This window comes from uncultured Pseudomonas sp., assembly GCF_913777995.1.
In the GTDB taxonomy this organism is placed as follows: domain Bacteria; phylum Pseudomonadota; class Gammaproteobacteria; order Pseudomonadales; family Pseudomonadaceae; genus Aquipseudomonas.
In genome coordinates, this window is the sequence record NZ_CAJYVE010000034.1 from 121,311 (window position 1) to 142,507 (window position 21,197).

The following is a 21,197-nucleotide window of genomic DNA, read 5'->3' on the forward strand; positions in this document are numbered from 1 at the left end:
ACCGCTGCAACAAAAAATGCGGACAGGGCATTTCGGCCAAAAAAACCGGGCGATATTCGCACAATTAACCATCCAGTTAATTTTGCGCTCTATAATCGCGCCCATTCACACATGGGTGCTTCAAAATGACACAGCCACAACCTCTTTCCGGCCTGGCCAGGTTCATCCTGCTCGGGCTGGGTATCGTCATCGCGCTGCTCGGCCTGGCCCTGGCAGCGGGCGGCTTCTCCCTGGTACGCCTGGGCGGCAGCTGGTATTTCCTGCTCGGCGGCCTGGCCATGGCCGTTTCCGGCCTGCTCATCACCGCACGCAAGCGCGCCGGCGCCTGGCTGTTCGCGGCGTTTCTGCTCGGCACGGCGGCCTGGGCACTGGCCGATGTCGGCCTGCAGTTCTGGCCGCTGTTCTCGCGCCTGTTCATGTTCGGCGCCATGGGCCTGGTGGTCGCGCTGGTCTATCCACAACTGGTCCGCGCCAGCGGTGCACAACCCGGCAAGGCGCCCTACGGCATCGCCGGTGTACTGGCGATCGTCCTGGCCATCGCCGTGGGCAACATGTTCGTCGCCCACCCCAGCGTCGCGCCCACCGGCAGTGGCCCTGGCCTGACCCCGGTGGATCCGGCCAAGGCGCAGAAAGACTGGGCGCACTACGGCAATACCGAAGGCGGCAGCCGCTTCGCCGCACTGGACCAGATCAACCGCGGCAACGTCGACAAACTGAAGGTGGCCTGGACCTACCACACCGGTGACATCGCCGAGAGCAACGGCAATGGTGCCGAAGACCAGCTCACCCCGCTGCAGATCGGCAACAAGGTGTTCATCTGCACCCCGCACAACAACCTCATCGCGCTGGACGCCGACACCGGCAAGGAACTGTGGAAAAACGCGATCAACGCCAAGTCCGCCGTGTGGCAGCGCTGCCGCGGCCTGGCCTATTTCGACGCCACGGCGCCCCTGGCACAGCCCAGCCAGCCCGGCAACTCGCCGATCATCGCCGCCACTGTGGCGCCCGGCGCCAACTGCCAGCGCCGCCTGCTGACCAACACCATCGACGCCCGGCTGATCGCCGTGGACGCCGACACCGGTGAGTTCTGCCAGGGCTTTGGCAACAACGGCCAGGTCGACCTCAAGGCCGGCCTGGGCAACGTGCCGGACTCGCATTACCAGCTGTCCTCCGCGCCGCTGATGGCCGGCACCACGGTCGTGGTCGGCGGCCGCGTCGCCGACAACGTGCAGACCGACATGCCAGGCGGGGTGATCCGCGGCTTCGATGTCATCACCGGGCAGATGCGCTGGGCCTTCGACCCGGGCAATCCGCAAGACCGCCAGGCCCCGGCCGACGGCCAGACCTACGTACGCAGCACCCCCAACAGCTGGGCGCCGATGTCCTATGACCCGGCGATGAACACGGTCTTCCTGCCGATGGGCAGCTCGTCCACCGACCTCTACGGTGTAGAGCGCAGCCGCCTGGACCATACCTACGGCGCCTCGATCCTGGCGCTGGATGCCACCACCGGCAACGAAAAGTGGGTGTACCAGACGGTACATAATGACCTGTGGGACTTCGACCTGCCGATGCAGCCGAGCCTGATCGATTTCACCAGGAAGGACGGCCAGTCCGTGCCTGCCCTGGTGATCGGCACCAAGGCCGGGCAGATCTACGTGCTCGACCGCGCCACCGGCCAGCCGCTGACCCAGGTCGAGGAAGTTCCGGTCAAGGCCGGCAACATCCCCAACGAACCGTACGCGCCGACCCAACCCAAGTCGCTGGGCATGCCGCAGATCGGCGCACAGACCCTGACCGAGTCGGACATGTGGGGCGCCACCCCGTATGACCAACTGCTGTGCCGCATCGACTTCAAGAAGATGCGCTACGACGGCCTGTACACCGCACCGGGCACCGACCGCTCGCTGAGCTTCCCCGGCTCGCTGGGCGGCATGAACTGGGGTGGTCTGTCTACCGACCCGGTGCATGGTTTCATCTTCGTCAACGACATGCGCCTGGGCCTGTGGGTCGAAATGATCCCGTCGCAGAACAAGGGCCAGGCCGCGGGCGGTGGTGAAGCGATCAACACCGGCATGGGCGCGGTACCGCTCAAGGGCACGCCGTACGCGGTGAACAAGAACCGCTTCCTCTCGGTGGCGGGTATTCCGTGTCAGGCGCCGCCGTTCGGCACCCTGACCGCCATCGACATGAAGACCCAGCAGATTGCCTGGCAAGTGCCGGTCGGCACCGTCGAAGACACCGGCCCGCTGGGCATCGCCATGGGCCTGCCGATCAAGATCGGCCTGCCGACCCTCGGCGGCACCCTGTCCACCCAGGGCGGCCTGGTGTTCATCGCCGGCACCCAGGACTTCTACCTGCGCGCCTTCAACAGCGCCAACGGCGAAGAAGTCTGGAAAACCCGCCTGCCAGTCGGCAGCCAGGGCGGGCCGATGACCTACGTGTCGCCCAAGACCGGCAAGCAGTACGTGGTCATCACCGCTGGCGGCGCCCGCCAGGCCACTCAGCGTGGCGACTACGTGATCGCCTACGCCCTGCCATAATCCCCTTCTTGCCCGCCCTCCGGGGCGGGCCGCTCCGGGCCTCCGGCCCTTTCGCACAGCGGATGTGCACGTTCCGCCTCTGGCGCGGTCTGCTCTAGCGTCCTCGCACATCCGTCACGCGACGTCCGGCTGGCCGGGGCTTTTGTGTCCCGTTCAACCGAGAGGTTCGCATGCCCGTTCGACTCCACCCCGGCCGCCTGGCCCTGCAGATCCACGCCCTCGCCTGCGGGCTGGGCGCCAGCGCGCTGAGCCTGGCCGACGACAGCCCGGCGGCAAGCTACGAGATTCTCACCCCCATCGTGGTCACCGGCAGCTACGCCCCGATGTCCGGCTACGACCTGCCGTTCTCCGTCGACACCGTACAACTGCAGCAGATCAGCGACGGCCAACTGGGTGTCAACCTCTCCGAGGTGCTGCCGCGCGTGCCGGGCCTGGTGGTCCAGAACCGCCAGAACTACGCCCAGGACCTGCAGATTTCCTCGCGCGGCTACGGCGCCCGCTCGGCGTTCGGCATTCGCGGGCTGAAGTTGCTGATGGACGGCATTCCGGCCAGTACCCCAGACGGCCAAGGCCAGGCCGCGACCCTCAACCTGGACGTCGCCGACCGTATCGAAGTGCTGCGTGGCCCGACTTCGACCCTCTACGGCAGCAACGCCGGCGGGGTCATCCAGATGTTCACCCGCGATGGCCAGGGCAGCCCGAAGGTCGGCGCCGAGACCACCTTCGGCAGCGACGGCTATAACAAGAACCACCTGTATGCCGAAGGCGGCAACGACAAGGCCGGCTTTCTGGTCGATGGCTCGCGCATGGACACCGACGGCTACCGCGACCACAGCGCCGCGCGCCGCGACCAGACCTTCGCCAAGGTGCATGTGAAGCCCGATGAAGACAGCCGCCTGGCGCTGACCTGGAGCAGCCTGGAGCAGAACGGCACCCAGGACCCGCTGGGCCAGACCTGGGCCGGCTACCGCGCCGACCCGCGCTCGGTAGCGGCGCCCGCGCTGACCTACGACACGCGCAAGAGCATCGACCACCAGCAGGTGGGCATGAACTACGAGCGCCACTTCGGCGACGCGACCCTGCAATTCAACCTCTACGCCGGCCAGCGCAGCGTGGTGCAATACCTGTCGATTCCGCGCACAGTGGCCTCCAACAGCCAGCGCGGCGGTGGCGTGGTGGACTTCGACCGCGAGTTCCACGGCGGTACCCTGCGCTGGATCCAGCCGATCCAGGGCGTGCCCGGCGAGCTGACCGTTACCACCGGGGTGGACTACGACCGCAGCCGCGACGACCGCCGCGGCTTCCAGAACTTCAGCGGCGACCAACTGGGTGTCAAAGGCGAACTGCGCCGCGACGAGATCGACACCGCCACCAGCCTCGACCCCTATATTCAGGCGCGCTGGCTGCTGGACAACTGGACCTTCGAGGCCGGCCTGCGGCACAGCAGCATGAAAATGGAAGTCGACGACCACTACCTGGCCAATGGCGACTCCAGCGGTTCCAAGACCTACCAGCGCAACACCCCGTCGCTGTCGGTGATGTACGCCTTCACCCCCGACCTGCACGCCTACATCAGCGCCGGCAAAGGCTTCGAGACCCCCACCCAGGCAGAAATGGCCTACGCGCCGGGCCTGGCGGAAAGCTTCAACTTCGGCTTGTCTCCGGCGACCAGCACCCAGTACGAAATCGGCCTGAAGGCCAAGGTGGCCGGCAATACCCGCATCAATGCAGCGATCTTCGAAATCCGCACCGACGACGAGATCGTCGTCGCCAGTTCCACCGACGGCCGCACCAGCTACCAGAACGCCGGCAAAACCCTGCGTCGCGGTTTCGAGCTGGGCGTGCAGAGCCAGTTGAGCGAACAGTGGGAAGCGACCCTGGCCTATACCCGTCTGCAAGCCACCTACGCTCAGGCCTTCGTGGCCAGCGGGCAGACCATCGAGAAGGGCAACCACCTGCCAGGCGTGCCGGGCAGCAGCCTGTTCGGCGAGCTGGTCTGGCGCCCGCTACAAGGCATCAGCATGGGCGTCGAGGGGCAGTACCGCAGCAAGGTGTATGTCGAGGACAGCAACCAGGACAAAGCCGCGCCCAGCTACGCGGTGTTCAACTGGCGGACCCGCTTCGAGCAGCGCTATGGTCCCTGGACCTTCCACCAACTGGTGCGCCTGGACAACCTGCTGGACCGCCAGTACGTCGGTTCGGTGATCGTCGGCGACGGCAACGGCCGCTACTACGAAGCCGCTCCCGGCCGCTCGTGGTATGCCGGGGCGGGGGTCGAGTACCAGTTCTGAAGGCATCATGGCCAGTTAGACCGGGTAGGAGCGGCTTCAGCCGCGAAGCGGTCGCATGTTCACAGCAGATGCAGTGAATTTCCCGGCGCTTTCGCGGCTAAAGCCGCTCCTACAGGGCCCCATGACACCTAACCGAACAGCAGTGCGGCTAAAGCCGCTTGTCCCAGCAAATCCGAGTCAGTAGACGTCGCGCCGGTAACGCCCGGTTTCGATCAGCTCGGCCACTGCCAGTTCGCCCAGCAGCTCGCGAAGCACCTGGTCCACGCCGCTGGCCATGCCCTGCAGGCTGCCACAGAGGTAGATGGCGGCACCCTCGGCCAGCCAGGCGCGCACTTCGTCACCAGCTTCGCGCAGCCTGTCCTGCACGTAGACCTTGTGCGCCTGATCGCGGGAGAAGGCCAGGTCAAGGCGCTGCAGCTGGCCGTTGTCCAGCCAGCCCTGCAGTTCTTCGCCACAGAGGAAGTCATGAGCACGGTTGCGCTCGCCGAACAGCAGCCAGTTACCTGTCTGGCCCTGCTGGATACGTGCCTTGAGCAGGCTGCGCAGCCCGGCCAGCCCGGTACCATTGCCGACCAGAATCATCGGCACGCCCGCCTCGGGCAGGTGGAAGCCGCTGTTGCGGCGCAGGCGCAGGCTGACCTGCGCGCCCACCGGCAGGTACTCGGTCAGCCAACCAGACCCCACGCCAAAGTCCCCATCGCTGTGGATTTCCTGGCGCACGATCAGTTGCAGGCTGCCGTCTTCAGGGATCGAGGCGATGGAGTATTCCCGCGCTGCCAGCGGTACCAGGGTATCCACCAGCGCCTGGGCATGCAGCCCGACCAAGTGCGCACGGTGTTGCGGCAGCTGACGACTGCCCAGCGCCTGCAACAGCGTCTCCTGCAGGCCGTCGACGCTTACCGGCTCGTCCCCCGTCAGGCCCAGGCCATCGAGCAGGCGCCGCAGCACCGCTTCGCCATGGCGCGGCAGCACTTCGACGAGGTCACCGGCCGCCCAGCGTACGGCCTCGGGCGGGGCCAGGCTCAGCAGGAACACTTTGGCGCCCTGGCTGCCGGGGTTGAGCCACTCACGGCGGCTCAGGGTCCAGCTTTCGAATGCCGGCGCCTGCCAGGCTGCCAATGGCTGGCTGCCGGTGGCCTGGCCCAGCTGCTGCTGCCAGCTCTGCAGGGCCTGCGGGTCGGCGTTGTCCACCTCCACCGGCGCGAACAACGAGCGCCCGCCTCGCTCCAGCAGCCAACCATGCAGGCGCCGGGCGAAACCGCAGAACTGCGTGTACTGCCGGTCGCCCAGGGCCAGCACCGCATAGTTGAGGTGCTCCAGGGCCAACGGCTGGCCAAGCCACTGGCGCTCGAAGGCGCGGGCGCTGTCCGGAGCCTCGCCGTCGCCGAAGGTGCTGACCACGAACAGGGCATTGTGGCTGCGTTGCAGGTCTTCACCGGTCAGGTCGGCCAGGCGCTCCACGCGCACCGGCAGGCCGGCGGCCTGCAGCTGCCCGGCGCTCTGCCAGGCCAGTTGCTCGGCGAAGCCACTCTGGCTGGCGAAGCCCACCAGCCAGGCCGATGCGTGGTCCGCACCGGTGTTCTGCAGCCCACTGCGCGCCTGCAGAACCTGGCGTTTCTTGCGCCGCCGGTCGAGGTACAACAGCCAACCGGTAATGAAGAACAGCGGCATCAGCAGCGAGGCCACCGCCAGGATGATCCGCCCCGGCAAGCCGAAGTAGCTGCCCACGTGCAGGGCGTAGTTGCTGGTCAGCAGCTGGTCGCCCAGGGACTTGTGGGCATAACGGTCCAGCGCATGGATACGCCCACTGGCCGGGTCCAGGTTGAGGGTGTTGAAGGCGCGCGGGTGCGGCGAATCCTTGAGCAGGTAGAACACCGTGGCCGGCAGGCCGGCGCCGTTGGGCAGGCGCAGGTTGTAGCTGGCCAACCCCGGCCCGGCGGATTCGCGGATGCTCTGCCAGACCGCGTCGTAGTCCACCACCAACGGGCCGGCGGGTGGCGCGCCTTTGCCGTTCATCGCGCCCCCACGACGCGGCTCGCCGGTCGGCGGGGTATCGCTGAGCAGGCGTGTCATGCCCTGGTTCCACCACGAGTAGGACCACATCAGGCCGGTGACGGCGAACAACAGGTAAGCCAGCAAACACCAGGTGCCGAACACCGAATGCAGGTCCCAGTTGAAGCTGCGGCCCTTCCTGGCCCAGTCCAGGGTCAGCCAGGCCCGCCAGTCCAGTACCTTGCGTGGCCAGCGCAGGTAAAGGCCCGACAGACAGAAAAAGATCAGGATCAAGGTGCAGGCGCCGGTGATTTGCCGGCCGAAGGGGCCGATGGCCAGGAAGCGGTGCAGGTCCAGTACCACGCCGAAAAAATCCTCGCCCACGCCTTCGGGCCGTACCTCAGCGGTGTACGGGTCGAAATTCACGCGCGGCCCGCGTCGCTCACCCGGCTTGGGCTGGAAATAGGCCGTCGCCACCCGACCGCTGTCCAACTCTACGCGCAATATGGCGACGGTCATGCCCTGGGCGGCTTCCAGCCGACGCGCCAGCTCGGCCGGCGGCAGCGTTTCGCCACGCTTTTCCACCCGCAGCACGTCCGGGTTCAGAGCATCGAGAATCTCATCCTCGAAGGCATACAACGCGCCTGTCACGCCCATCACCGCCAGCACCAAGCCAGCACTGATACCCAGAAACCAGTGCAATTGGAAAAGGACCTTTTTGAACACCACCACACCTCACTTGCGTCATGGCGCGCACCCCGTACCTTGCGCGACTCGATCGGTACACCGCAGCCTCATCGACCCGTCGCAAACGCGCCAGGCAGTGGCCTGAACCGCTATGCAAGCGCCTGTCAGGCCGGTCGCGAAACATATTGCAAACGAGCGCCACAAGCAATTGAGATGAATTGCCGTTTGCAAATTTTTTTCACTTATAGGTCATGCATAGGCTGAATGCAGTGGTCGCCCTTCAATAAACAGGAAAACCGCCCTACTGGGCGGTCTCCTGAAAACTGGCAAGGTCCTGGCCGGGCCTGCATCCGGCCAATCCTGCCGAAGCTCACACCTGGCGGCAGCGCCCCGCCGCAGGGCGAGTGACCTCCGTGTCTGCTTCCGCCAGGGCAGGCTCAGCTTCGCCAGGTGCGGCGCAGGTCGTTCAGGTAGTCACTGAGCAGCCGGCCCTGAGCCAGGAACGTCGAAGCGGCCGTTTCGACATCATTGAGGGGCGACGCAGGATGGAGGCTGATAAAACGCCTCAGCGCTTCTAACAGCTTACCGATCTCCAGTGTGTAGCCCTGCTTCGGCGCGTCGATGAGCTTGAGCTGATTCAATTGTTCCAACTTGCGGCTCTCGAGGAGGCGCTGCTGACGCAGCTCGCGTGTATGCCCAGCCAGTTCGTCCAGCTGCGCCTGCAGGCGATCACGATGACGGGTGAGGTGTTCATACTTCAGATGGCTGCTGCCCAGGTTGAGGATATTGGAAATACCCTCGATACCAGCCTTGATCGAGCCGATCAGCGGGTTCTTCGGGTCGAACTCCATCAGCACCTTCAACGACTCGACCAGCGGTTTGAATTTGTCCCACAGGCTGATGGCCTCGATCTCGGCGATCAGCTTGTTGACCGTCTTCTCCTCCTCGATGAGCCTGGCCAGCGGTGACTCATCGGCGGCCAGCTGCGCATCGATACGGACAATGTCGGCCTCGATCGGAGCGATCAGGTGATCGACGTCGCCAACGCTGACGTGCGCCAGATTGACCAACGCGTCGTCCAGCGCGCTGGCCTTGCGTCCGATATCGCCCAACTGCTGCTGCATTTGCTCCTGGATCTCGGCGGCAATGGCTGCGATAGCGCCAAGGGTCTGCTCATCAGGGGGCTCGCCCTTGAGCCGCTTGATGGCGCTCAGCAGATCTTCCACCCCCTCACTGTTCAGCAGGCCTGGCACCGAGGACAGCGTGTCCAGGGCTGCATGATCAACCCCAGCGAGCTCCTGAAGCAGGCTCAAGAGGATTTCGCGCTTCACAGGCAAATAGATATCAGCCAGCGACTCAGCAGTATGGCGGATCTGCGCGCGATGGGTATTGGCGGCAATCAGATCGATATTCGGCAACTGGAAGGGTATATCCAGAACGTGTACGGTCATGGTTTCATCATCCTTTATAATTATCGGTTTTCCATCAGCGACGACTGTCTTCGACGGCTTTATTAAAGGCGGTCAGCAGGTCGAGTGCTTGTTTCTGAATTTCCTGCCAGTTGGCGATCATGGTTCTGAAGCGCGACACGAAGATCACCAGCAACTTTACATCGTCCATGCTCTCAAGTTGCCGGTACGACGAGTCCACCAGATCTTTCAACAACACCCAAAGACTTTCCACATTGCTGACGCCGCTGATCGCGCCGTCGATACGAATCTTCAAATCCTGCAGGTGGGTTTCGAACTCATGCAGGTCAGCAAGAAACTTGTCGAGCCGGCGAAGTTTGGTTTCCAGGCTGTTTCTTTCCTTGACCAGCTGGTCTTTCTCCTTGAGAACAGCAGAGGCCTTGGGGCCATAGATGGACAAGGAAATCGCTCCACCAATAACCCCCCAGACAAAGCCGACCCAGCGATACTTGCAGTACTCCTCGTACTCCTTGGTTTTCTGATCAATGCGTTCGTTGAGGCGCCGCAGCTCTTCCCTGAGCTCAGTGACTTCGTTGCCCGCCTCCACCGAGTTGGCCAGTTGGATCTTCAAGGCCACACCAGGAGCGATCTCTTCCCTGAGACGCCCCTTGAATTGCGCCGCGCCATCACGGACACGCAGGGTACTGGCGCTGTGCACCTGGATATGGCGCTTTAGCTCGCCGACCAGCGCCAGCAGCCCCGGCAGCTTCTTGCGGTCGCCTTCGACCAACTCGGTCGGCGGCATCTGCTCGAGTTGTTCGGGCGTGAGGTCCTCCAGACCCAGCGTGCGCCAGGAGTCCAGATGCTGGATGAATTCGATGGTGTCCTGGGTGGTACTGACCAGGTTGCCAGCGAAGACATGCAGGTCACTGCCCACGGCGCGCATATCGTCTTCCAAGCCGCTCCAGCTCGCGGCATGTTCGCGAATGTCGCCGTAGAGCCTCTGGATGTCTTCAGGGCTTAGACCAGCCACGGTGCTTTCGTAGTTGCCGAGCAACTGGCGGATCTGCTGCAGGTCGGTGGGCAGCGCCAGGCCGGTGTTCACATAGCGACGAATAGCCCGGACATCTTCATTGGTTACTAATAAGCCCGGGTCACGAAAAGCACCTTCGCCTTTGCCGGCGGCGGCATTGATGAAGTCTTTACCGACCTGACTCAGGTCATCGAGATGATGCCCGGACGCGTCGGGCGTCTGTTCCATAGCTTCGTTTTTCATGTTTTAACGTCCTTATTGTTTTGAGCGGTCATCAAGACCAAAACATCTCCTTGCAAGGCCATTAGAAACTAGCAAACGAACAAACTAATAAACAGCAAGAGGTACCGACCCAAACTGTAGGAATAAGCCACGGCAACTAAGGAAGTTTAACGGCCTGCGCAAGACAAGCAGAACACTGGATCCAAAGCAAAGGAAAACCTTTGTTCTCTCCTAGGACCCTTTATCAAACAGGGACATAAAAAAACCCATGATCGCTCATGGGTTCTTTTTACCGCACGGGTTCTTTACAGATAGAACGCCTTGAGCGGCGGGAAGCCATTGAATTCCACCGCGCTGTAGCTGGTGGTGTAGGCACCGGTCGACAGCCAGTACAGGCGATCACCGATGGCCAGGTTCAGCGGCAGGCCGTACTTGTAATGCTCGTACATGATGTCGGCGCTGTCGCAGGTCGGGCCGGCGATGACCACTTCTTCCATTTCGCCTTTCTTCTCGGTCCAGATCGGGAACTTGATGGCTTCGTCCATGGTTTCGATCAGGCCGGAGAACTTGCCCACGTCGGTGTAGATCCAGCGCTCGACGGCGGTACGCGACTTGCGCGCCACCAGCACCACTTCACTGACCAGGATGCCGGCGTTGGCAATCAGCGAACGGCCAGGCTCAAGAATGATTTCCGGCAGTTCGTCACCGAAGTCTTCCTTGAGGAAGCGGATGATCTCTTCAGCGTAGGTTTCCAGGCTGTTGGTGCGGGTGATGTAGTTGGCCGGGAAGCCGCCACCCATGTTGATCATCTGCAGGGTAATGCCGTCTTCTTCCTTGAGGCGCTCGAAGATCACCTTGACCTTGGCGATGGCGGCGTCCCAGACGTCGATATCGCGCTGCTGGCTGCCTACGTGGAACGACACGCCGTACGGCACCAGGCCCAGTTGCTTGGCCAGGATCAGCAGGTCCAGGGCCATGTCCGGGTTGCAGCCGAACTTGCGCGACAGCGGCCAGTCGGCCGAAGTGGAACCTTCGGTGAGGATACGTACATAGACCTTCGAACCTGGCGCGGCCTTGGCGATGTTGCGCAGGTCGGCCTCGGAGTCGGTGGCGAACATGCGTACGCCTTTGTCGTAGAAGTAACGGATGTCGCGGGATTTCTTGATGGTGTTGCCGTAGCTGATGCGCTCCGGGCCTACGCCGGTGCCCATCACCTTGTCCAGCTCGTAGATGGACGCGATGTCGAAGCTCGAACCCTTGTCACGCAGCAGTTCGATGATTTCCACCGCAGGGTTGGCCTTGACCGCGTAGTAGACCTTGGCGAATTCGAAACCGGCGCGCAGGTCGTCGTAGGCCTGGCTGATCATCTGGGTATCGATGACCACGAAGGGGGTTTCCTGCTTGTCAGCGAAGGACTTCATCTTCTTGAAGGTTTCGGGTGCGAAATAGTCTTCGACCTTGATCGACATGCTCAGGGACTCCTGGGGGCAAACAAGTGAATAAATGGGTGAATATGAACGCCCTCCGTATCCCCACTTTGGTTCGCCTACTTCCCAAGGCATGTCGCCGAAAGCAAAAAGGCCATGGGGCAGCTCCCCTTGGCCTTGCTGTCTCGTCGTCAGTACTTGAGCCGGATGGATCGTTTCCAGCATGGACGTTCGGCGCGAACTTTAGGACCTGAAGGGCTTTAGATCAACTAAAAATGTCGCGTTTTCGCACGAGATTTCCAGACCGTTCATCACACCCACCTGTGTAACCGACTCACATGACAGGCAGATGTTCCCCTCGCCGGGCAAATGCGCTGGCCACCGCCGCCTCACCTGCAGGTTGTGCCAGTAACAGCCGACCGGCACCTGCGCCATGATCAGCCCGAACATGCTGGGAGCATCGACATGTCCAGGTATATCAAAGAGCGCTCGTTCGTCGCCTCGCTGCGCGCCATGGCCCCCTATGAGGCACAACTGGATTTCTCGCGCCAGGTCGAGGAGCGGGGTACGGTCGTCCAAGGCAATACCGCACCGCCTGTATTCATCCGCAGCGATGAATACGCCTATCTCAGCGCGACCACGCAACCGCGCGAGACCCTGAAGTTCTGGTTTCTGTGGCGAAGCTGGGACAACGCTAGCGAGAGCTATGAAATCAAGGCCCGGCACGCCATGTTCGTCGACAACCGGCAGTCGCTGGGCAATCTGACCACCACCTCTCAGCGCGTGGCGGTCGATCCGTTCAATTTCCGTGACGTGATGCTCTACATCCGCCCCGAGAAAGCCCTGAAGAGCAACCCGGGTTGGCATGTGCTGCTCAACGACAAGCTGCTCGATGAAACCTCACTACGGACCGGCGAGGTCGGGCCAGTACAGATCATCGCGCCCAATGGCAACCCGCTAGGCGTCTACGACCGCCGCAACTTCGGCCAGCAATGGTGGGCGTACATTTCTTGCGCACGCAGCGGCGAGCCGCTGCTGTCGGCTAATACCGTGCCCATTCGCATGATGATGACGGTCGAGCAGATCGCCATCGACGATCCGCTGGCCTGACCACAGACAATGCCTGCGGCCGACCTCGTTCGAATACAGCCGCCTGACCCAGGAGGGTCGGCTTCAGCCGGGAATCGCTTCGCGACTGAAGCCCCACAGGAAGCCGCCGATCAGGACGCCGCCAGCTCCGCTGGCGAGACGATGCTGGTCTTGGCGCCGCGCGAACGACCGGAGCTGAGGTAAGCGGCGATGGACTCCTGGGTCACCTCGCCGAGGAACACCCGCTCGGCGTCCAGCACCGGCAGCCAGGCGCGGTTGAACTCGTACATGCGCGACAGCAGGATGCGCAGGTTTTCGTCATGCACCGCCGTGGCGTTGAACTCGCGCAGGTACTGCGCGCAGGTGCCGGTCTGGCGGTGCAGGTCACGGCGGCGCACATAGCCCATGGCCTTGTTCTCGGCATCGGTGACCACCACGTAGCGGCGGTCGTTGTCGTCCATCACCTCCAGGGCGTCGGCCACCGGCGTTTCCGGGCTGACCGACGGCGCGTTGTCGGCGGCGTCTTCGGCCTTGACCAGCAGCAGACGCTTGAGGGTGCTGTCCTGGCCGACGAAGTTGGACACGAACTCGTCGGCCGGGTGGGCCAGCAGGGTGTCCGGGTGGTCGATCTGGATCAGCTTGCCAGCACGGAAGATGGCGATCTTGTCGCCCAGCTTGAGGGCTTCGTCGATGTCGTGGCTGACCATGATCACGGTCTTGTTCAGCGCCCGCTGCATCTCGAAGAACTCGTTCTGGATCATCTCGCGGTTGATCGGGTCGACCGCACCGAACGGCTCGTCCATCAGCAGCAGCGGCGCCTCGGCGGCCAGGGCGCGGATCACCCCGATACGCTGTTGCTGGCCACCGGACAGCTCGCGCGGGTAGCGGTGCAGGTACTGCTTGGGTTCGAGCTTGATCATGTTCATCAGCTCGCGGGCCCGCTCGCGGCACTTCTGTTTGTCCCAACCCAGCAACTGCGGCACCACCATGATGTTTTCTTCGATGGTCATGTTGGGAAACAGGCCGATCTGCTGGATCACGTAGCCGATGTTGCGGCGCAAGGTCACTTCGTCCAGCGCAGTGGTGTCTTCGCCGTTGATCAGCACCTTGCCGGAGGTCGGTTCGATCAGGCGGTTGATCATCTTCAACGTGGTGCTCTTGCCACAGCCCGAAGGGCCGAGGAACACGCAGATTTCGCCTTCGTTGACCGTGAGGCTGACCGAATCGACCGCCTTCACTTCTTTACCGTTGCTCTGGAATGTCTTGGTGAGGTTCTGGAGTTCGATCATTTCAGGAGTCCTTTGGGAGTCAGCGAACGTTGCAGCCACTGCAGAAGCAGGTCGGCGATGATGGCCAGGATGCTGACCAGGACCGCGCCGACGATCAGCATCGACATGTCGCTGCGGCTGATGGAGGCCAGGATGAGAACGCCGAGGCCACCGGCGCCGATGGTGGCGGCGATGGTCATCACACCGATGTTCATCACCACGGCGGTGCGCACACCGGCAAGAATCACCGGCACGGCGATCGGCAGTTCGACCATGCGCAGGCGCTGGCCGAAGGTCATGCCGATGCCCTTGGCCGCCTCACGGATGCCAGGCTCGACGCCGGTCAGCGCCAGGTAGGTGTTGCGCATGATCGGCAACAGCGAATACAGAAACACGGCGGTAATCGCCGGCAATGGGCCCAGGCCCTGGCCGAACTTCGAGTAGAACGGCAGCAGCAGGCCGAACAGCGCGATGGACGGCACGGTCAGCAGCACCGTGGCACTGGCCTGCAGTGGCCCGGCGACCACCGGGAAGCGGGTCATCAGAATGCCCAGGGGCACACCGACGATAATCGCCAGGGTCACGGCAGTGCCGACCAGCATGACGTGCTGCCAGGTCAGTTGCATGACCTGAGCCCAGTCCAGATGGGAGAAGGCGTCAAAGAAACTCATATCGTCTCCTTCCTTAATTGAGTGGATGCTGGCGCAGGAAATCGGCGGCGACCGCAGCCGGGCTTTCATGTCCGACATCGACGCGAGCGTTGAGCTCGATCATGGTCTGGGTGTCCAGCAGGTCGGCCAGGGGCTTGAGCAGCGTGGCGATGTCCGGGTGGGCATCCAGGTACGCCTGGCGGATCACCGGCGCGGCGGTGTAGTCCGGGAAGTAGTGCTTGTCGTCTTCCAGCACCTTGAGCTTGAAGGCGTTCAGGCGGCCGTCGGTGGTGTACACCAGCCCGGCGAAGACCTGCCCGTTGCGCAAGGCGGTGTAGACCAGCCCGGCGTCCATCTGGCGGATGTTCTCGCGGCCGAGATTCATGTCGTAATGCTTGACCATGCCGATCAGGCCATCGGAGCGATTGGCGAACTCGGTATCCAGCGCTACGACATGACCCTCTTTGGCTTCATCCTTGAGCACCTGGGTCAGGTCGCTCACGGTGTTGATCTGCGGGTACTGGTCGGCCACCTTCTTCGGCAGCGCCAGGGCGTAGGTGTTGTTGAAACGCGACGGCGAAAGCCAGACCAGGCCTTTCTTGGCATCCACCTCCTTCACCCGCGCATAGGTCTGTTCACTGTCGAGCTTTTCATCGATGTGGTTGTAGGCCACCAGCGACACACCGGTGTACTCCCACAGCAGGTCAAGCTGGCCGCTTTCCTGGGCGCTGCGCGCCAGGTTGCTGCCCAGACCGCCGGTGATCTGCACGTCGTAGTTCTTGCTGCGCAGGTATTGCGCGGTGATTTCCGAGAGCACGGTCTGCTCGGTGAATACCCGTGCGCCAATGCGCAACAGGGGCTTTTCGGCGGCCTGGGCAACGCCGCTGAACAGCAGCCCGAGGCTCAGTAACAAAGCTAGCTTTTTCATGGCAATTCCTTTCTCTCAGCGGCTCAGGCCGCGCTCCAGCCAGACACGACTGGTCACGATGACCAGGCCATCGAGCACCAGGGCCAGCAGCGCCGTACACACCGCACCCAGCACCAGTTGCGGCTGGTTGTTCAGGGCGATACCGGGGAAGATCAGGCTGCCCAGGCTGTTCGCACCGATCAGGAACGACAGCGGCGCCGTACCAACGTTGAGCGCCAGCGACACGCGCACGCCGCCGACGATGATCGGCACGGCATTGGGCAGCTCGACCTTGAACAGCACCTGACGTGGAGTCATGCCGATGCCGGTGGCGGCTTCCTTGAGCGAGGCGGGAACGTTTTTCAGGCCTTCGTAGGTGTTGCGCACGATGGGCAGCAACGAGGCCAGGAACAGCGCGAAGATGGCGGGGCCGCTGCCGATCCCGAGAATGCCGAGAGCGATGGCCAGTACCGCGAGAGGGGGAATGGTGTTGCCAATGTTGAAGACTTGCATGAAGCGTTCGGCGCTGCCAGCCAGGGAAGGCCGGCTCAGCACAATGCCGGCGGGGATACCGACCAGCAGGGCCGCCAGCATGGAGACCAGAACCAGAACCAGATGCGCCTGCAGGTAGAACAGCAGGTCACCCTTGTACTTCATGAACGTTTCAGTGCCGATCCACTGGACCAGCAGGGCGAGGAGTACGACGATCGCCGCGCCTCCCAACAGCCCCTTGCCATAGCGATTTGCCACGGGCGGACTCCTTGTTTTCAGTCGGCAAAGCTCGCCTGGTGCGACCGAACGAACGGTCACGGCAGAGATTTGCGAAGAGCAGCAGGTGGGTCGCCGTCAAGGCGAAAAACACATGCCATGAGCACAGCTTCGTCAAGCCGAATTGCTTAAGAATCAGGCTCTTGAAGCCAGGCTGACATGGCCTGTTACAAGAGCATGGACGTCTCCGGGGGCGCAAAGGTTCCCATGTGGGAAATCATTTGGCCACTCCGAATTGACCAAGCGGTTCGGATTTGCCCTTGACTTGGGCTATAATCCGCACCCTTTTTTGACTCCCTTTTCAGGCGATTGCCCATGACCCAACAGGCCGCCGAAGTCGCGAAACGCCGCACCTTCGCCATCATTTCCCACCCGGACGCCGGTAAGACCACCATCACCGAAAAGCTCCTGCTGATGGGCAAGGCCATTTCCGTGGCCGGTACGGTCAAGTCGCGCAAATCCGACCGTCACGCCACTTCCGACTGGATGGAAATGGAAAAGCAACGCGGCATTTCCATCACCACCTCGGTCATGCAGTTCCCGTATCGCGAGCACATGATCAACCTGCTCGACACCCCGGGCCACGAAGACTTCTCGGAAGACACCTACCGCACCCTGACCGCCGTCGACTCGGCACTGATGGTCCTGGACGGCGGTAAGGGCGTCGAGCCGCGCACCATCGCGCTGATGGACGTGTGCCGCCTGCGCGACACGCCCATCGTCAGCTTCATCAACAAGCTCGACCGCGACATCCGCGACCCCATCGAACTGCTCGACGAAATCGAAGCGGTACTGAAGATCAAGGCCGCGCCGATCACCTGGCCGATCGGCTGCTACCGCGACTTCAAAGGCGTGTACCACCTTTCAGGCGACTACATCATCGTCTACACCCCCGGCCACGGCCATGAACGCACCGAGGCCCGCATCATCCAGAAGCTGGACTCGGACGAAGCCCGCGCGCACCTGGGCGACCAGTACGACGACTTCGTCGAACAGCTGGAGCTGGTGCAGGGCGCCTGCCACGAGTTCGACCCGCAGGCCTTCATCGACGGCCAGATGACTCCGGTGTTCTTCGGTACCGCACTGGGCAACTTCGGTGTCGACCACGTGCTCGATGCCGTGGTCGACTGGGCGCCGCGCCCGCTGGCCCGCGCCGCCCACGAGCGCACCGTCGAGCCGGTGGAAGAGAAGTTCAGCGGCTTCGTGTTCAAGATCCAGGCGAACATGGACCCCAAGCACCGCGACCGCGTGGCGTTCATGCGCATCTGCTCGGGCCGCTACGAGAAAGGCATGAAGATGCGCCACGTGCGCCTGGGCAAGGACGTGCGCATCGGCGACGCCCTGACCTTCTTCAGCTCGGAACGTGAAATGCTCGAGGAAGCCTGGGCCGGCGACATCATCGGCCTGCACAACCACGGCACCATCCAGATCGGCGACACCTTCACCGAAGGCGAGAACCTGGGCTTCACCGGCATCCCGCACTTCGCCCCGGAGCTGTTCCGCCGCGTGCGCCTGAAAGACCCGCTCAAGTCCAAGCAACTGCGCCAGGGCCTGCAACAGCTGGCCGAAGAAGGCGCCACCCAGGTGTTCTTCCCGCAGCGCAGCAACGACATCATCCTCGGCGCCGTCGGTGTGCTGCAGTTCGATGTGGTGGCCAGCCGCCTGAAAGAGGAATACAAGGTCGAGTGCGCCTACGAGCCGATCACCGTGTGGTCGGCCCGCTGGATCGAGTGCGATGACAAGAAGAAGCTCGAAGACTTCGAGAACAAGGCCATGGAAAACCTGGCGGTGGACGGCGGCGGTCACCTGACCTACCTCGCCCCGACCCGCGTGAACCTGAGCCTGATGGAAGAACGCTGGCCCGACGTGAAATTCCGCGCGACCCGCGAGCATCATTGAGACAACCACGCTGAAGCAAGCCTGTCATTACATCACCGTATTCGCCAGGCTTGCTTTGAGCCTCAGCATGCTTGCCCGGCCGCAAGCGGTTTTGAGGCAATTCCCTTAGGCGACCCGCGCTTCGATTGAAGCGTCCTGGTAAGGCACTTTGGACTCCACCGAAGAGCCCCCCAGGTAACCATTATTGATGAGCAACGCCTCTACGGTTTTTTCGCTCACACCAAAATGATCGGCGACTTCCTCGCGTGCAGACTCGGAAAAATCTCCTGCCAGACAGTCCAGTAAAGAATCAATCGGACAAAGAAACTCGGCAGCAAAGGCACGTTGATACTGCTGCTTGGCCGTCGTGAGATCGGTCGAAACCATCCACCCTTCCTGGCTACCCGACACTTCGTAAACGCTGGCGATAAAGCGAGCATATTCAACGCGCTTTGCAACAGGGTGCCGTTTACGCGGTATCAGACTGATCTGTCCTGATTCGGTAGATTTGATAACTGCGACGCTTTGCTGCTGGTCAATTGAAAAGCCGTCGACTTGTTTCTGAGTTACACCCAACAGGTGGTAAAGGTCGATATCCTTAAACGGCTTATTCATATTATCCATCGCAGCTCGGAGCTTTTTGGCCGCTTGTCTGCCTCGTTGCCATGGACGGCCATTCGTTACTTCAAAGTGATTGGGCAGCTCGGGGTGAGCCTGAATTCCGGATTGTGAAACCAGTCCATCAATCAGCGGGATGCCCTGCCCGTCCATATGCTGCTGCCCAATGAAGGGTGCCAGCTCCGCCATCGCGCCGGCACCTGTCATGCGCTGTAACAGCAAAGCTCTGTCGAGAATACCCTCAGGGCACTCTTCAGGGTCGAAGCCCATCTGCGCTTCCAGAATTCTGCGTGCACGCATCTCGGGGTCTGCGAGACCCTGCTGGACATAACACCATAGTTCAGCCAGTTCATTGTCGTAATGCCCTGTAGCGTTCAACCTTCCCAGCACACTCTCGATAAAAACGCTCGCACACAACTGGAACGATTCAAGAGCGATAACTCGCGGTACATCCAGTCCATACAGGTACTGAACGGACTGCCCTTGCATGACGCCCTGTTCTGCCCAGACCTTAACCCCCTCCCCGTCGGAAGCGATAATCACTCGGGGCCATACATATCCATGATTGACCGCGCCCAGTTCGTGACTCATTCGCCAGTCGATCTTCGGAACAAGGCCACTAGTTGGCAACGCCTCATAATTCAGCCGCCACCATGAAGACGCCAACCATAGCGCCAAGGGATAAGCGGAGACGAGGACAGAGTCATTGACCGTTCGAGACCACACATCTTCATTCTTAGTAAGACAGGTCTCGCCTACGCACATCTTCAACTGCCCAGTGGTGTCACTGAACTCGGAGGATTCTGAACCTGATGATGACCAGGCCATTGAAATGTCGATTTTATCCATGCCGCCTCCAAAGCCCCAGAATCTCTGCAGCCAAAGGATCACTTCCGGGCATGGGATAACCGTGGTAACGACCCGTTTCCGGATTCTCCAACTGGGCTTCCAATGCAATGGACCCCGCAGCGACAGACCAGATGTTCTTTGGCCAAACATTGTCCTCTCTGTCGCTGACCAACCCTCGCTCAACGCCCTGGATAAGCAGGTGTAAAGCCTGGTCTCGAGAAAAAACATTCGCGATATCGCACAGAGATTTTCCAGGACGCGGGTCCGCAGGAGGCGTCAAACCGAAATCTCCTGGATTTTTCTTGTGCTCTGGATTGCCACCATACGAGATGAGACCTGCCAGTTCCGTGAGGCGTTCAGGAGACAATGTGTCACGTGAGGCGACGCGCCGCTTCAAATTAAACTTCTTGTATCGTGTCTTCATCATGAACCTGCCTGATCCAAAGCGATGGCAGCAGTTTCCGGGGATAAGCTGAAGAAGCTATACAACCCGCGATACTACCCAAATCAATTTGGTTACGGTACCAAGCATTATGAATGCTCAGGGACTACGCCCCCCTGCAAAGCCTGTATGAAACATCTCAAAATCCCATGGCGCTCACACCGACTTTTGTCACGAGCCGCGAAACCTACCGACAGGCATACGCCTCCAGCTTTTCCTGCAGAAAATCCAGAAAGCATTCGATGCGCAGCGCCAATCGGGAATTGCGGTAATACACCGCGTTGATCGGTCGGCGGTAGCCGCTGTTGGCATCGGCCAGCAGCACCTCGAAGTGCCCGAGACGAATGTCTTCGTGGGTCATGAAGTGCGACAGGCAGGCGATGCCTTCGCCGGCCAGGGCCAGATGCCGCAGGGTGTCGCCGCTGGAGGCCGCAATGGTCGGGCGGATCTGCAGACGGTCGCCGCCGGCGTGGCGCAATGGCCAGGCATTCAGGCTGTCGACCTGAGTGAAACCCAGCAGGGTATGCCCGGCCAGGTCAGCCACCGAACTGGGGCGACCGTGCCGCGTCAGGTAGGCCGGGCTGGCGACCACGTTCAGCGCACAGCAGCCCAGCGACCGGGCGCGCAGCGAAGAGTCGCTCAGTTCGCCGATACGAATCGCCACATCGGTGTTCTGCTCCAGCAGGTCGATGTTCCAGTCGCTGCTGGTCAGCTCCAGCTGGATATCCGGGTAGCGCTGGCGGAACTCGCCGATGTGCGGCACCACCATGTGCAGCATGAACGGCGAAGCGGCATTGACCCGCAGGCGTCCGGAAGGCCGCTGCCGGCTTTGCACCAGATGCTCTTCCAGGGCACCCATGCGTTCGAGGATGTCGCGCGCCTGGTCGAGGAAGAAGCGCCCTTCTTCGGTCAGCTCCATGCGCCGCGTGGTGCGGTTTAGCAAGGTGGTTTGCAGACGGCTTTCCAGCCGCGACAGGGTGCGGCTGACGCCGGACGGCGTCAGGCCCAGTTGCTCAGCCGCGGCGGAAATCGAGCCGCCCTCGATCACCGCCACGAACACCTGCAATTCATCAGAGCGGGTTTTCATCGCATCGCCTCAGTGAACAACCCCGCGATAGTAGCCC

General features: G+C 62.0%; 15 protein-coding genes. 4 read left to right on the forward strand and 11 right to left on the reverse strand.

Annotated features, from left to right (window positions below; genetic code table 11):
- Window positions 1–125: 125 nt before the first annotated feature.
- Together QZ497_RS14985 and QZ497_RS14990 are read left to right on the forward strand one after the other, a co-directional pair.
- Entirely contained in the window at window positions 126–2,543 is a 2,418-nt protein-coding gene (locus tag QZ497_RS14985; protein ID WP_295476503.1) for a glucose/quinate/shikimate family membrane-bound PQQ-dependent dehydrogenase, read from the forward strand.
- A 170-nt stretch (window positions 2,544–2,713) separates the two neighbouring features.
- Window positions 2,714–4,834, forward strand: a complete 2,121-nt coding sequence (locus QZ497_RS14990) for a TonB-dependent receptor (RefSeq protein WP_295476504.1) — start codon at window positions 2,714–2,716, stop codon at window positions 4,832–4,834.
- A 177-nt stretch (window positions 4,835–5,011) separates the two neighbouring features.
- Here QZ497_RS14990 and QZ497_RS14995 read toward each other — a convergent pair whose 3' ends face one another.
- The 4 genes from QZ497_RS14995 to QZ497_RS15010 all read right to left on the reverse strand — a co-directional run bounded on the left by QZ497_RS14995 (window position 5,012) and on the right by QZ497_RS15010 (window position 11,646).
- Window positions 5,012–7,552 carry a sulfite reductase flavoprotein subunit alpha gene (locus QZ497_RS14995; RefSeq protein WP_295476505.1) on the reverse strand — a complete coding sequence of 847 codons (2,541 nt, stop codon included), beginning with the start codon at window positions 7,550–7,552 and terminating at the stop codon, window positions 5,012–5,014.
- A 398-nt stretch (window positions 7,553–7,950) separates the two neighbouring features.
- Window positions 7,951–8,964 (reverse strand): alpha-xenorhabdolysin family binary toxin subunit B, encoded by a 1,014-nt coding sequence (locus tag QZ497_RS15000; RefSeq protein ID WP_295476506.1) that lies wholly within the window; start codon window positions 8,962–8,964, stop codon window positions 7,951–7,953.
- A gap of 34 nt (window positions 8,965–8,998) precedes the next feature.
- Window positions 8,999–10,198, reverse strand: a complete 1,200-nt coding sequence (locus tag QZ497_RS15005) for an alpha-xenorhabdolysin family binary toxin subunit A (RefSeq protein WP_295476507.1) — start codon at window positions 10,196–10,198, stop codon at window positions 8,999–9,001.
- A gap of 284 nt (window positions 10,199–10,482) precedes the next feature.
- Window positions 10,483–11,646: a type III PLP-dependent enzyme gene (locus tag QZ497_RS15010; protein WP_295476508.1), complete on the reverse strand. Its 1,164-nt coding sequence runs from the start codon at window positions 11,644–11,646 to the stop codon at window positions 10,483–10,485.
- 423 nt (window positions 11,647–12,069) lie between these two features.
- On the opposite strand from QZ497_RS15010, the gene QZ497_RS15015 reads away from it, so the two are divergent.
- Window positions 12,070–12,714, forward strand: coding sequence for a hypothetical protein (locus QZ497_RS15015; RefSeq protein WP_295476509.1), 645 nt, complete (start codon window positions 12,070–12,072; stop codon window positions 12,712–12,714).
- A gap of 110 nt (window positions 12,715–12,824) precedes the next feature.
- On the opposite strand, the gene QZ497_RS15020 is transcribed toward QZ497_RS15015, so the two are convergent.
- The 4 genes from QZ497_RS15020 to QZ497_RS15035 are packed head-to-tail and all read right to left on the reverse strand — an operon-like array spanning window position 12,825 to window position 16,268.
- Window positions 12,825–13,982: an ABC transporter ATP-binding protein gene (locus QZ497_RS15020; protein ID WP_295476510.1), complete on the reverse strand. Its 1,158-nt coding sequence runs from the start codon at window positions 13,980–13,982 to the stop codon at window positions 12,825–12,827.
- Window positions 13,979–14,632: an ABC transporter permease gene (locus QZ497_RS15025; protein WP_295476511.1), complete on the reverse strand. Its 654-nt coding sequence runs from the start codon at window positions 14,630–14,632 to the stop codon at window positions 13,979–13,981. Before QZ497_RS15025 ends, QZ497_RS15020 begins: the two co-directional genes overlap by 4 nt.
- 13 nt (window positions 14,633–14,645) lie before the next feature.
- Complete coding sequence (locus QZ497_RS15030) at window positions 14,646–15,539, reverse strand: glycine betaine ABC transporter substrate-binding protein (RefSeq protein ID WP_295476512.1); 894 nt, start codon at window positions 15,537–15,539, stop codon at window positions 14,646–14,648.
- Window positions 15,540–15,554: 15 nt separating this feature from the next.
- Window positions 15,555–16,268 carry an ABC transporter permease gene (locus QZ497_RS15035; RefSeq protein ID WP_295476513.1) on the reverse strand — a complete coding sequence of 238 codons (714 nt, stop codon included), beginning with the start codon at window positions 16,266–16,268 and terminating at the stop codon, window positions 15,555–15,557.
- A 333-nt stretch (window positions 16,269–16,601) separates the two neighbouring features.
- On the opposite strand from QZ497_RS15035, the gene QZ497_RS15040 reads away from it, so the two are divergent.
- Complete coding sequence (locus QZ497_RS15040) at window positions 16,602–18,185, forward strand: peptide chain release factor 3 (protein ID WP_295476514.1); 1,584 nt, start codon at window positions 16,602–16,604, stop codon at window positions 18,183–18,185.
- 105 nt (window positions 18,186–18,290) lie between these two features.
- Here QZ497_RS15040 and QZ497_RS15045 read toward each other — a convergent pair whose 3' ends face one another.
- The 3 genes from QZ497_RS15045 to QZ497_RS15055 form a co-directional block, all read right to left on the reverse strand.
- Window positions 18,291–19,631 carry a hypothetical protein gene (locus tag QZ497_RS15045; protein ID WP_295476515.1) on the reverse strand — a complete coding sequence of 447 codons (1,341 nt, stop codon included), beginning with the start codon at window positions 19,629–19,631 and terminating at the stop codon, window positions 18,291–18,293.
- Window positions 19,624–20,058, reverse strand: coding sequence for a hypothetical protein (locus QZ497_RS15050; protein ID WP_295476516.1), 435 nt, complete (start codon window positions 20,056–20,058; stop codon window positions 19,624–19,626). The genes QZ497_RS15045 and QZ497_RS15050 overlap by 8 nt, the downstream gene beginning before the upstream one ends.
- Window positions 20,059–20,260: 202 nt before the next feature.
- Window positions 20,261–21,160, reverse strand: a complete 900-nt coding sequence (locus tag QZ497_RS15055; protein WP_295476517.1) for a LysR family transcriptional regulator — start codon at window positions 21,158–21,160, stop codon at window positions 20,261–20,263.
- Between the last annotated feature and the right edge of the window lie 37 nt (window positions 21,161–21,197).